Source organism: Tahibacter harae, assembly GCF_024437735.1.
GTDB lineage: Bacteria > Pseudomonadota > Gammaproteobacteria > Xanthomonadales > Rhodanobacteraceae > Tahibacter > Tahibacter harae.
Window position 1 is genome coordinate 143924 of the sequence record NZ_JANFQO010000002.1, and the last position, 13764, is coordinate 157687.

Here is a 13764-nt window from a genome sequence, read left to right on the forward strand (position 1 = left end):
GGCGCGCGCTGAACCCGCAGGCGTACGCAACCGGACGCAAGCGCCCGGCACGCAAGGCTCCCGGCCACGGCCGCCGGCCCGCCGCCCCCGACGACCGGCACATTTTTATCGAAGTGGACAAGGCCATCCTGCGGCATCCGCCCCGCTGCCGAGGTGCCCATGTTCCCCGCCGCCCGCCGCTGTCGTTGGTTGCCGTATTCCGCGCTCTATGCCGTCCTTGCCTGCGCCGCGCTGTCCGTGCCGGACGGCCTCGCCGCCGCGGGTGACCCGCCCCCCGCTCCGGCGCTGCCGCTGACTCCCTGCACCCTGCCCAAGGTCGCCGCGCCGGCGCGCTGCGGCACGCTGGAGGTGGCGGAGAATCCAGCCAGGCCCGAAGGGCGCCGGCTGGCGCTGAAAATCGTCGTCATCCCGGCGCGCAGCGGCAAGAGCCTGCCGGATCCCGTGGTCTTCCTCAGCGGCGGGCCGGGCCAGGCGGCGACGCAGGACGCGGACTTCGTGAGCGAGATCCTGGCCGCTATCAACGAACACCGCGACCTGCTGCTGGTCGACCAGCGCGGCACCGGCGCTTCCGCGCCGCTGGCCTGTCCGCTGCTGGATACGGCCGACCCGGCGGCGAATCTGCGCGATATCTTTCCGCCGGCGGCGGTCCGGCGCTGCCTGCGCACGCTCACGGCCAAGGCCGATCTCGCGCAGTACTCGCTGCGCCATTTCGCCCGGGATCTGGAAGCGGTCCGTGTCGCGCTGGGTTATTCCTCGCTCAATCTGTTCGGCTTTTCCTACGGCACGCGCTCGGCGCAGATCTACCTGCGCGAATATCCCAGGTCCGCGCGCACGGCCTTCCTGGTCAGCATGGCGCCAATCGACGCGAATGTGCTGATGGAATTTTCCAGCGCGGCGGAAGCCGCATTGCAGGCCACCTTCGACGCCTGCGCCGCCGACGCAGCCTGCCACGCGGCGTTTCCGGCACTGCGCGAGGAGTTCGCTGCCTTGCTGGAGCGGCTGGACAGCGGCAGCGTCGTGGTGACGGCGCCGGGCTCCACGGAGAAAGTCACACTGAGCCGCGGGCGCTTCGCCGAGCGCCTGCGCGGGCTGCTGTATTCGACCGAGAACGCTGCCACGGTGCCCTGGGTGTTGCATCAGGCGCATGCGGGAAACTGGCAGCCGTTTGTCGACGGCCTCTTTGATTTCACGCGCATGATGGATGAGCAACTGAGCATGGGCCTGTTCTTCACCATCACCTGCAGCGAAGACGTGGCCTTCCTGCGCGAGGCCGAGATCCGCGCCCGCGTCACGCCCACCCCGTTCGGCGACGGCCGCGTGCGCAGCCAGCAGGCGGCCTGTGCGCAATGGCCGCGCTATCGCGTGCCGGCCGGCTATCACCAGCCCCTGCGCACGCCGGTGCCTACCCTGCTGGTCTCCGGCGACTTCGATCCCGCCACGCCGGCCAGACTGGCTGCGCAGGCCGCACCGGGCTATGCCAACCATGTAGAGCTGCGGCTGCGCGGCCAGGGCCACAGCGGCTGGAGCGACTGCATCGGCGAGCGCTATGGCCAGCTGCTGCGCCAGGGCTCGGTGCAGGGCATCGCCGACGACTGCCCGGCGACGCCGCGGCCAGCGTTCAAACTCCAGGCCGAAGCGGCCGCGGGCACGCCGGCGGGCTGATCTACGCGCGGCAGTCACGGACGCGCCCGCCGGCCGACCGCGGCAGACGGACGGCTTGCGGCAGCCGAGCCGGCGGATTCGCAGCATCAGGCCGAGGTTTCGCGCAGTCACGCTTCACCGGCGCAGCCGGGCCATGCGATCCGCCTGACGCGTCTGCATAGCAACACGCCGCACATTCGCGCCGGCCACGCGGCGCGCTTCTGCCGATCCGCGCGCGCCGGCGGGTGCTGTGCTCCCGTCCGCCTTGTCAGTTGTGTCCGAAGACCGAGTGCGGTGTGATACCGGCCCAGTTTGCGGAGCGCGTCATGGACGACATCTCAGCTATCGGGTTCGACCAGAGGGCGGCGCAGGCCTTGCGCGGGCCGGTTGCCGGCGCGCAGACAGGTCCTGCGCCCGGTCCCCGGGCCCCGCGCCAGGTCCGCGCGCAACCGTCATTGAACACTCCCCGCCGCGCGCGCCGCGGCCTTTGCGGCGGGCTCGTCGCTTTCGCGGCGGTGCTCTGCCTTGGTACCGCCCTGCCCGCCGCCGCGGCGCCGGACAAACCCACCGCAACGCCCGATGCCGTCGCCGCCACGGTGGCCGCACAAGCCTGCAAGGCCATGAAAAGCCGGGTCGACGCGGTTCCAGGCAGCGCGCCCTTGCTGCTGCGCAGCTACGACGAGGTCGGCGGCGCCGCGGAGATCGATCTGCCGGCCCTGCGCACGGCCGCATTCACCTACGACAACGCGCTGGCCGTCATCGCCCTGCTCGCCTGCGGGCACCGCGACCAGGCACTGCGCCTGGGCACCGCGCTGGAGCGCGCGGCGCTGCTGGATACGCGGCTGCGCAATACCTATCGCGCCGGCGCCGTGGGCGACAAAGTGCTGCCCAACGGCTGGTGGGACGCAGCGCAGAACCGCTGGGTCGAAGATGCCTACCAGTCCGGCACGGCTACGGGCAATGCCGCCTGGAGCGCACTCGCCCTGCTTGCCCTGCACGACGCAACCCGCGACGCACGCTGGCGCGACGCCGCCGGCAAGCTCGCCAGCTGGATCGTGGCCAATACCCGCGACCCGGACGCCGGCGGCGGTTTCAGCGGCGGCGTGGACGGCTTCGATGCCGCGCCGGTGAAGCTGGGCTGGAAATCCAGCGAACACGCCATCGACCTGGTCGCCGTGTTCAGCTGGCTCGCCGATGCCAGGCTGGCCGGCGACTGGCAGGGACACGCCGCGCACGCGCGCCGCTTTCTCGACCGTCAGTGGGACGAAGCCGGCGGCCGTTTCCTGATCGGCACCCAGCCCGACGGCCGCACGCCGAACTACGTCACCTCCGCGCTGGACGTGCAATGGTGGGCGCAGATGCTGCCCGGCGCGCCGAAAAACTGGCGCCGCGCCCTGCGCTACGCCGAACGGGTGCATGCGGTCGGCGCCGGCTTCGATTTCAACGACGACCGCGACGGCGAATGGCTGGAAGGCACGGCCCAGGCCGCCCTGGCCTACCGCATCGCCGGCGAACCCGCCGCGGCACAGCGCTGCCTCAGCGAAGTCGCCAGGCAGTTCAGTCCCGGCGGTTACGTCTACGCCACGCGCGAACCGCGCATCACGACCGGGCTGGCCATAGGTCCCGCCAGCACCTCGGCCGACGCCTACTACTATCGCCGGCCGCACCTGGGCGCCACCGCCTGGGCGGCGCTGGCGGCCTTGCAGCGCAATCCGTTCCGCGCGCCGCGGTGATCTTGCCCGCGCAGGCGTGAGGCCAGCCGGCCGCTCCGGCGCCCGCCCGGGCCAGGATGTTCAGCCCGGGCGGGCGCCGCGACCACCGGGTGCTGGCGCCGTCAGTCAATCTCGAACCGCTGCAATTGCACCGGCGTTGTCGTGGTCGCAGTGCTCGTGTTGTTGTTCGGCGTCGGATCGCCGGTGCCGTTGGGCGGCGCGACGCTCGCGGTATTCGCCAGCATCTGGGTGGGACCGGCCGGCGCATTGCCGTCGATCGTCACAGTGACTGTGCCGCCCGGCGGCAGCACGCTCACCGTGCCGTCGACGACGTAGCCGGCGATGTCCGAGCCCGTCACCGCCGGCGCCGTGCAGCTCGCGCCGCCGGTCGGGCTGCCGCAGGTTGCCGTCACGCCGGTGATGCCGGCCGGCAAGGCGTCGTGATACGCCGCGCCGTCCGCCGCGCTGGGCCCGGTGTTCGTGATGAGCAGCGTGTAGCTCATCGGCGCGCCGCCCGCGATGGTCGGCGGACCGGTCTTGACGATGGACAGATCGGCGAGCGCGCCGCGCGTGTCGCTGTCGCTGCCGTTCGCGCCGCCGGCCGCATCCGGATCGCTCGCGGTGGCCGTGTTGACGAGCGGATCGGCGGTCAAATCCGGCGCGAACTGCACCGGCACGCTGAACTGCAGCTGGTTCCCCGCGCCGGCGGCGATGCTCGCGCTGCTCGCGCTGAAACTGCCTCCGCCGACCGTACTCGTCACGGTGCCGCAATTGGCGCTGCCGGACGGCGTGCAGCTCACCAGCCCGGTCAGCACGACGCCGGCCGGCAAGGTGTCGGCGACGCTGACATCGGCCGCGTTGCCGCTGCCCGCATTGGTGACGGTGATGACGTAGGTCGCGGTGCCGCCCGGCGTGTAGGCCGCGCTGCCGTCGGTCTTGGTCACCTGCAACACCACGCTGCCGCCGGCGCGCACGTTGCTGTCGCTGCCGACGGCGGGGGTGGGATCCGACGGATCGGTCGCGATCGCCGTGTTCACGAGCGGATCGGCGGTCAGTCCTGCCGAGTACGCGACCGGCAGGCTGTAGGTCAGCCCGTTCGGCGGCCCGGCCGGCAGGGTTGCGCCGGCCACGCTGAAGGCGCCGCCGCCTGCGCTGCCCGTGATCGTGCCGCAGGTCGCCGTGCCGACCGGCAGACAGGCCGGCACGCCAGTCAGCGTGACGCCGGCCGGCAGGTTGTCGGTCAGGCTGACGGCGTTCGCATTGGACGGGCCCGCGTTGGTCAGCGTCAGCACATACGTCGCCGTGCCGCCCGGCACATAAGTCGCGGCACCGTCGTCCTTGGTCAGGGTGAGGCCCGCGCTCGCGAGCAGCACGTCGCTGTCGCTCGCAGCGGCGCCGTCGGCGTCGCCGGGATCGCTCGCGGCTGCCGTGTTCACCAGCGGATCGGTCGTGAGGCCAGGCGCAAAGCTGACCGGCAGGGTGATCGTCAGCGTATTGCCGGCACCGGCCGGCACGCGCGCGCCGACCGCCGAGAACGCCGAACCGCCGGCGCTGCCGCTCACCGTACCGCAGTTCGCCGCGCCGGCCGCGACGCAGCCCGGCGCGCCGCTCAAGGTCACGCCCGGCGGCAGGTTGTCGCTCACGCGGGTGTCCAGCGCGTCGCTGGGACCGTCGTTGGACACGACGACGGTATAGGTCGCACCGCCGCCCGGCGTGTAGCTGAGGCTGCCGTCGGTCTTGCTCACGCCCAGTGCGACCTGCGCGGCGCGCACGTTGCTGTCCGTCGCCGTGGCGGGTGTCGGGTCGGTCGGATCGCTGACCGTCACCGCGTTCGCCAGCGGGTCGGCGAGGAGATCCGGCGCGAACGCGACGGGCACGCTGTAGCGCAGTTCATTGCCGGGCCCCGCGGCCAGGCTCGCGCCGCTGACGCCGAAGCTCGTACCACCGGCGCCGCCGGTGATCGCGCCGCAGGCCGCGCTGCCGACCGCGATGCAGGTCGGTGTCGCCGTGAGCGTGACGCCGGCGGGCAGCGGATCGGCAAGCGTCAGCGCGTTCGCGTTCGACGGCCCGGCGTTCCTGACCACGACGAGATAGGTCGCCGTGCCGCCCGGTACGTAGCTCGCCGCGCCGTCATCCTTGGTGAGGCTGAGGCCGGACAGGGCCGCCAGCGCATCGCTGTCCTGCGCCTGGGCGCCGTCCGGATCGGCACTGTCGTCCGCCGTCGCCGTGTTGATGAGCGGATTCACGCTGAGATCCGCAGCGAAGCTCACCGGCAGCGACAGCACGAGACTGTCGCCTGCCTGCGCACCGAGTGTCGCGCCGGCAAGGCCGGCACTGCTGCCGCCGGCCGTGCCGCTGACGCTGCCGCAGGCCGCATTGCCGTTGGCCGTGCAGCTCGGCGGCGCCGACAGCGTGACGCCGGCCGGCAGGGTGTCGGCAATCGCGACGGCCGTCGCGTCGCTCGGTCCATTGTTGGTCAGCGTCAGCACGTAGGTGGCCGTCGTGCCCGGTGTGTAGTTCGCGCTGCCGTCGGTCTTGGCCAGTACGAGATCGGTCAGCGCGCTGCGCGTATCGCTGTCGCTGGCGGTGCTCGGCGACGGCGCAGCCGGATCGTTCGCCGTTGCCGTGTTCACGAGCGGGCTCGTCAGCAGATCCGCCGCGAACTGCACCGGCAGCGAGTACGTCAGGCGGTTGCCCGCGCCGGCGGCCAGCGTCGCGCCGCTGACGCTGACGGTCGAACCGCCCGCGCTGCCGCTCAGGCTGCCGCAGAAGGCGGTGCCGGCGGCCGTGCACGATGGCGAACCCGCGAGCGTGACGCCCGCCGGCAAGGTATCGGTGACGGTGACCGCGTTCGCATCCGACGGCCCGGCGTTATCGAGCACGAGCGTGTAGACCGCGCTGCCGCCCGGCGTATAGGTCGGACTGCCGTCGGTCTTGGCCAGCGTGAGGCCGGTCACGCCAAGCAGGGTGTCGCTGTCGCTCGCGCTCACCGGCGCCGCCAGATCGGGACCATTCACGCTCGCGCTGTTCACGAGCGGATTCGTGGTCATGCCCGAGGCGAACTGCACCGGCAGCGAATAGACGAGGCTGTTGCCCGCGCCGGCGGCGAGACTCGCGCCGCTGACCGAGAAGGCCGAACCGCCGGCTGCTCCCGTGACCGATCCGCAGCTCGCGCCGCCGGTCGCGGTACAGCCCGGCGCGGCAGTCAACGTGACGCCGGCCGGCAAGGTGTCGGCAAGGCTCACGCCGGTGGCGTCGCCAGGACCTGAGTTGCCGACCGTCAGCAGATACGTCGCCGTACCGCCCGGCGTGTAGATGGCCTGGCCGTCGTCCTTGCTCAGGGTCAGCGCGGTCTGCGCGAGGCGCGCGTTACTGTCGGTGGCCGCATGCGGGCTGTCCGGATCGGCGGAATCCGACGTTTCCGCGCTATTCACGAGCGGATCCGCGGCCAGGTTCGCCGCGAACGCCACCGGCAGCAGATAGCTCAGCGAATGGCCCGCGCCCGGCGCGAGGGTCGCGCCGCTCGCGCTGAAGCTGCCCGTCCCCACCGCGCCGCTGACCGTGCCGCAGCTGGCCGTGCCGGTCACGATGCAGGTCGGCGTGCCCGACAGGGTGACGCCGGCCGGCAAGGTGTCGGTGACGTTCACCGCGGCCGCGGTCGACGGGCCGGCATTGGTGACGACCAGCGCATAGGTCGCCGTGCCGCCCGGCGTATAAGTCGTCGAACCGTCGCTCTTGCTGATGGCCAGGCTCGTCGCGCGGAGAACGGGCGTGGTCGGCGGGGTTGGATCGGCGCAGGGCGTGGCGACCGTGCAGGCCGGATCGCCGCCGCCGCGGAGGCTTGCCGGATTGGTCACGCTGGACGGCGCGTCCGCAGCGACCGCGACGCTGAAACCGAACACGCTGCTGCCCGCCGCGCCGATCGCGACGCTGCTGGTGCAGGTGATCGTGTTGGACGCGGCCGTGCACGACCAGTCCGCCGCATTCGCGCCGGTCGGCGCAACCGGCCCGTTGGCAACGCTCAGGCCCGCGGGCAGCACGTCGGTCACGGTGATCGTGCCGCTGCTCGCGACGGCGCCGGTATTGGCGACGGTCAGCGTGTAGCCGCCGCTGCCCCCGGCAGTGAAATTGGCGGCATTGGCAACTTTGTCGACCGCGAGCAGCGGCGCCGCCAGCACGGTAACCGCGTTCGGCGGGCACGCATTGTTGGCGTCGCTGATCTCCGGCAGCACGTTGCCGGAATCCACACTGCAGGCGCCGCCGCTGCGCGGATTCGCCAGCGGGCCGGGCGCTGTCGCCGTCGTCGCGATCGCGAGCGAGAAACCGCCGCCCGGCGGCAGCACGACGGCGCCGGCCGCCGTGCAGGTGACGGTGCCGGCCGCGAGCGCGCAGTTGATCGTGCCGCTGGTGCCGCCCGTGGTTGTCGCCGTCGGCGCCGCCGCATAGCTCGCGCCGGCGATCGGCAGGTCGTCGACAAGCAGTACCTGGCCGCTCGAAAACGCGGCGCTGCCGGCGCTGGCGGCATTGGTCGCGGCGAGCGTCCAGTTGAACGTACCGCCAAGCGCGACTGCGCCGCCGACATCGTTGCTCTTGGCCACGCTGAGGTCGGGCGCGAGCGGCACGCTGACGCTTGCCGGCGGCGAGGCCGCGCCGCCGGCAGCGGCGGAGGCCGTGTTGGTGACGACGCGCGCAGTCACGTCGGCCGCGACCACGCTGTAGCTCGCGCTGCAGACGATGACTTCGCCCGGATCGAAGAACGCATCGAGATCGCCCACCGTCGTGAGTGCCGGACAGGTGACCGGCGTGCGGTCGTCGGCGACGGTCACCGGGCCGCTGAGCACCGCCGCGCCGGTGTTGGTCACGGTATAGCTGTAGTCGAGCGTATCGCCGGCCGCGCGGAAGAAGGCCTGCGCCGCCGTCTTGACGATGCTCAGGCCCGTAGTGCCGTAGACCGCGTTCGAATCGGGCGACGTGTACGGGGTCGCCGCATAGCTGCCGCTGGCGCGCGCGACGTTGGTGTGCTCGCCGGTGGTCGCCGCAACGGGGCCGACCACGCAGGTGACGATATGGTTGTCGTTTGCGGCGACCGCTACCGGCAGGGTCAGGCCGGTAAACGCCGTATTGCAGGCCGACACATTCAGCCTGCCGTCGGCCAGGCTGACCGGCGTCAGCGGCACATCGCCGGTGTTCTCGACCGTGAACCGGTAGTACACCGGCGCGCCCGTCGTGACGGCGATGTAGTCCGCCCACGGCCCGGCCGCGGCCGGGCCGATCTGCTTGAGCAGACCGATCGACGGATGCGGCGGGGTGACGCCGAGCGTCGCCGACGCGGTGTTGCCGTTGACCGTCTGTGCGTTGATGAGATGCGAGACGTTGCCGCTGACGTTGGCGTAGTTGCCGGGCGTGTTCGAGGTCACGGCCACGCTGACGGTGCAGCTCGCACCGCCGGCCAGGGTTCCGCCGCTCAGACTGAAGCCGCTGCCTCCGGCCGCGGCAGTGAACGAACCGCCGCAGCCGTTGACCACGCCGGGCGTCGCCGCGTTGACGAGATTCGCCGGATAGGTGTCGCTGAACGCAATACCTGCGAGCGCGGCGTTCTGGTTCGGATTCGTGATCGTGAACGTCAGGATCGCACTGCCGCCGGCGAGAATCGGATTCGGCGCGAACTGTTTCGCGATCGCCGGCGGCAGTACGCCGGTGACCGAGGCAACCGGCACGCTGCCGGTGTTCGTGCCGCCCTCGGTCGTCGAGAGGAAGCCGCCGACATTGGTCTTGGGGCCGGCCGTGGTCACGGCCGTATTGACGCTGACCGTGCACGAGCTGCCGGCCGGAATGACGCCGCCGCTGAAGTTCAGCGTGGTCGCGCCCGCGGCCGGAGCCCAGGTGCCGCCGCAGGTCGTCGCGGCCGCCGGAACCGCCGCGACCTGCACGCCGGCCGGCAGCGTATCGGCGAATGCCGCGCCGCTGAGCGCAGCCGCGTTCGTGTTCGCAAGCGTGAAGGTCAGCGTGGAGACGCCGTTGACCGCAACCGCCGCCGGCACGAACGCCTTGGCCAGGGTCGGCTGCACCGGACTGCCGCAGCCCGTGAACAGCACGTTGTCGAGGTTGATGTCGGAGCCGCTGTTGGTATTGCCGGAGTTGAAGCCGTAGATGCGGAAATAGGTGTTGCCGCCAGCGTTGAGCCCGGATGTAAAGGCGATGCTGTTGCCCGCGCCGAACGCGCTCCAGACATTCTGCGTCGACAGCGCGGTCGCATTGTTGAAGACGGAGGTGCCGGTTTCAGGGCGCGTATTCGTCGTGCCGTAGTAGACAGCCAGGCCGCGCGGGCCGTTCGGCGTCTTGAACAGCGCGTCGAACCGCAGGTAGACGGCGGAAATGCCGGTCGTATTCAGCGCGAACTCGAAGTAATCGTTGTTCGTCGTCGCCAGCGGGGTTCCTACCGCCACCGCGCCATTGGACCCCCAGGACCCGGTTCCCGCCGGCGTGATCGTGTTGTCGCCGCTGCTGAAGACCGGCACCACGCCGGCGCCGGCCGCAGCCGCGGCGGTTACATTGGAGACCGTCGGCAGCGGCGCTGTAGTGCTCATGCCGGTCGGAAAATTCCAGCTCGCCAGGGTCAGACCGCACAGCCCGGTACCCGGTGGCGGAGCGCTGTTGACGGTGAGTGTCGCCGTCGCGGTCTTGCCGGTGTCGACGCCGCCGACGAACAGCGGATTCGTCGTGTTGACGAGCGTGCCCGTCGTCGTCGGCGTGACGTCGACCTTGATCACGCAGCTGCTGTTCGCGGCGACCGCTGCATCGGCGATGGTGATGGTCGAGCCGCCGGGCGGCGCGGTGACGGTCGGCGCACCGCAGCCCGCGGTCGTGACGCCGCTGGGCGAACGCACGACCAGCCCGACCGGCAGGTTGTCCACGACGCTGTAGCCGCCGACCGGCGCTGCATTCGGGTTGCCCAGGGTAAAGCTCAGCGCCGCCACGCCGTTCAGGCTGCTCGGATTGGGGCTGAAGCTCTTGGCGATCGTGGCCGCGCCGGGATCAATGATGTTGGCGATGCGCGCGCCGACGGCGTAGTCGGCGTTGTAGTGGAAACTCGACCCGGAGAAATCGTAGAGCAGCGTGTTGAGCGTCTGCGCCGTGCCGCCGCCGCCGAGGATCCGTACCGTGTAGGTCGTGACGACGTTCGCGCCGCCGGTCTTCCCCGTCACGCCGGCGCAGGACCGGTAGTTCGGGCTGTTCGGATCGTTCTGCCAGAGGCACGCATCGGCGTAGAGCTTGTCGCTGGGCGACGTCACGTAAATCGACGTGTTCGCGGAATAGGTCGTGCTGACCGACAGGATCTGGAAGATCGTGTTGGAGAAATTGATGAAGGCTTCGAACTGTTCGTAGCCCTGGGTCGCCGTGCCGCCGGAAAGTTCGATCGTATAAGTATTGCCGACCACCAGATTGAGCGCGCCGCCCGCGGGAACGGCGGTCAGGCTGGCCGGCGTCGGGCCGTAGCGGACATTGGTGATGGCATTGCGGTTCTGCGAGATCAGGCGTTCGACGAACAGCTCGCGCGGCAGCGGCGTCGAGGCGGTACCGCTGCCGTCGGTCGCGGTGATGTGGTAGCGGCGGGTAGTGCCGTAGGCGGCAGCGGTCTGGGTTACCTCGGCTTCAAAATAGGCGTCCTGGCAGGTGCCGGCAGCGATGGAAGGTATCACCAGGCTTGATTGCGAACCCGGCCGCAGGTTGATGTTCGCGTTTGCGGAATCCCATACGAAGGCCACGGCGACGTTCGTTGTAGCCACGTTGCTGCAGATGTGCGCCCCGACGGGAAAATTCCGCGGCCCCGCCGCCGGACTGTTGCTGTCGAGTCCGATAATGTTCCACGTGATCGGCGTAGCCGTGAGCGCGGCCTGCGCCCCCGGGCAAACCCCCATCGCGAGGCCGATGGTCACGGCGACGTACTTGACGAGTGCTTTCCAACTGTCCATGAGCATTCCTCGAGACAGTGATCCTGAAGGCCGGGCACGATCAAAGGCAAGAATGCGATAAATGTACCTCGATTCCATAACGCCGTCGCGCGAACAGCGCGTTGCTTCAGGAGCCAAGGAATACGCGCGGGATACCGATGTGTCGAAAGCGGCGCCCGGTAGCGGCGGTCGCGCAGGTTTCGCCATCGACCGAAAAGACGAACCGTTCCAGTGCGGTGAATGCACTGTGCATGACTGAGCGCGCGGTCATTCCCGCTGACGCGGCAGCCTGCAACATCGCCGCAACGAAGCCGACAGGGTGGTCTTCAACGTCATACCGAGAAACTGCCTCATGGCTGACTTCCAACGCAGACGTTTGCGATCGCAGCGCGTCCGTGAAATCCGCCCCGGGACGGACCCCGTTTTTGTGCGTACGGACAGTGAGGACGGTATCGGGATTTTGCGGTACTGACAACGAGTTTCCGCGGCCGGCACTGCCCCGGCGGCAGTGCGACGGCGATGGCAGCGCGCCACCCGGCCCCGGGCTTTCCGGAATGGCAAACTCAGCCAGCGTCGCAGCCGTGCTGCCGCGGATTTCACGGATCCGCAGGCGGCCGATTCGCGCGGGTTGCGCGATGCCGCCTGGGTGCAAGTCCGGCATCGGTATGCCGGCAACGCCCGGCCGGGCCGCACAGCCGGCATTCCATGCCAGCCGCCGGCGCCTCGCCGGCTTCCCGCCCGGCCCGTCCCGGACTTCCGCCGCCAAATCGCATTGCGGCGAAAGTGGACAAATCCCCAGGCCGCCGCCGCCAGCGCAGCGGCGGCCGTCACGCGCTCCGCTCAGCCTTCCAGGCCGGTCACATCGTCCAGTTCCAGGTGCACCTGCTTGCCGTACCAGTGGCCCTCGACCAGCACCAGGTCATGCTCGGCCCAGACCGGCGCACCGAAGACGGTGACGGTGGTGCGCACGCGGGCGGTGGTCTGGCCGCGTTCCAGCACATCGACGCGGAGCGAATCGGCCACGGCGTCCAGGTCCAGGCCGTAGTTGCGCGCGGCGTCCTTGGCCGCGGCCAGCAGCGGGCCGGTGCGTTCCAGCACACCTTCCAGCGGCAGGGCCTTGAGCTGGTCGATATCGGTGATGCCGGTACGGCGCACGGCGTCGGTCAGCGTGGTCAGCGCGCGGCGCGCGGTCGCGGCGCTGAGGAAGTCGGTGGTCGCGGCCCACTGCTGCACTGCCGGCATAGCGCTGCGCAGGGACTGGCGCTGGGCCTCGGTGAGTTCGGTTTCCGGCGAATTGATCGCCACCTGCAGCGCGCCGAAGCCCATCAGCAGCATGCCGGGCAGCTGCGGGCGGGCCTTGGCCATCTCCGGCTCCAGCTTGGCCATGATCTGGTCGACCGCATCAGGTGCGGTCAGGCGCTGCATTTTCTCGGCGAAGCGGGCGCGGTCCTCGGCGCTGGTCGGCTTGTGGCGCTGGGTCTCGAAGGCGGCCCGGGCCGCCTCCCAGCGCGAGCGCGGCGTCAGCGCCTGGGCCAGACCGGATACGTCGCCCGCACGGAAAAGCTGTGCCAACTGCTTGATTTCGATGGCAGGATCCGGCGCGCTTTGGCTGGCGGCGACGGTGGCCGCGGCCGTAGCCGGCGCTGCGAGCACGGCCCCAGGCCCCGTCAGGGCGGCGGCAAGCAGGGTCAGGGAAAGCAGCCTCGTCTTCATGCGGTACTCCTCTCGTTGGGAGCTTTAGTGTGCTAGTGACCTACAACACCAATAAGTGACAAAAGTCATTGCAGCGCGCCGCGGCGTTCCAGTGCCGGGATTGCCGGAATCCGCCGGGCGCCGGACCCGGACCGGATTGCCGCCAGCGGCCGCCAGGCACGAGATATACAAATCAATAAATGCCACGGACATCGCCGCCACCGCGCCACGGCCGCCGCGGCAACGCCGCCCCCGCCGCATGGCCACATTGCTAGACTGGCCTCCCCAGGCCCGGAGCCCATGCCATGGCCAGCGCCGTCCGCTCGCTGCTGTTGCCGGCCCTGGCCCTGCTGATCGCCCTGCTCGCCCTGGGCCATTCCGCCCTGCTCTACGACGAAAGCCGTCAGGTCGAGCAGCGCGGATTGCCCGCGCCGGTGCAGGCGGTGGAGAACGGCAAGAAGATCAAGCGCAGCGGCGACCACGTCACCTTCCGCGCCGACATCACCTACGCCGCACCGGACGGCCGCATCATCACGGCCAAGGCGCCGATCTCGGCTACGGCGCTGGACGCCTTCCACGCCGGCCGGCCGCTGCAGGTGCGCTATCTGCCGGACGCGCCGGCCGTGATCCGCATTGCCGGCGAAGAGTACGAAGGCGGCAGCTGGCTGCTGGTGACACTCGGCGCGATGGCGCTGGGCTACGCGGCCTTCGGCCTGCTGCGCCTGCTCCGGCGCTGAAGTGCAAGCCGCGCGGCGGAATGCGCCGCC

6 protein-coding genes are annotated in these 13764 nt (G+C 70.5%); 3 read left to right on the forward strand and 3 right to left on the reverse strand.

The genetic code is table 11. From position 1 onward, the window contains the following. Positions 1-159 precede the first annotated feature (159 nt). Positions 160-1662 (forward strand): alpha/beta fold hydrolase, encoded by a 1503-nt coding sequence (locus NM961_RS02420; protein ID WP_255910874.1) that lies wholly within the window; start codon positions 160-162, stop codon positions 1660-1662. 434 nt (positions 1663-2096) lie between these two features. After that, positions 2097-3374: a hypothetical protein gene (locus tag NM961_RS02425; protein ID WP_255910877.1), complete on the forward strand. Its 1278-nt coding sequence runs from the start codon at positions 2097-2099 to the stop codon at positions 3372-3374. A gap of 101 nt (positions 3375-3475) precedes the next feature. Here the strand turns inward: NM961_RS02425 and NM961_RS02430 are convergent, their stop codons facing one another. The 3 genes from NM961_RS02430 to NM961_RS02440 form a co-directional block, all read right to left on the reverse strand. Further along, a complete protein-coding gene (locus tag NM961_RS02430) occupies positions 3476-11326 on the reverse strand; it encodes a DUF7933 domain-containing protein (protein ID WP_255910880.1) in 7851 nt (2616 codons plus the stop codon). A 106-nt stretch (positions 11327-11432) separates the two neighbouring features. Continuing rightward, positions 11433-11966, reverse strand: coding sequence for a hypothetical protein (locus NM961_RS02435; RefSeq protein ID WP_255910883.1), 534 nt, complete (start codon positions 11964-11966; stop codon positions 11433-11435). A gap of 179 nt (positions 11967-12145) precedes the next feature. Next, complete coding sequence (locus NM961_RS02440) at positions 12146-13018, reverse strand: hypothetical protein (RefSeq protein ID WP_255910886.1); 873 nt, start codon at positions 13016-13018, stop codon at positions 12146-12148. A gap of 284 nt (positions 13019-13302) precedes the next feature. Here NM961_RS02440 and NM961_RS02445 point away from each other — a divergent pair, with 284 nt between their 5' ends. Next, positions 13303-13734, forward strand: coding sequence for a DUF3592 domain-containing protein (locus NM961_RS02445; RefSeq protein ID WP_255910889.1), 432 nt, complete (start codon positions 13303-13305; stop codon positions 13732-13734). The last annotated feature ends 30 nt before the right edge of the window (positions 13735-13764 follow it).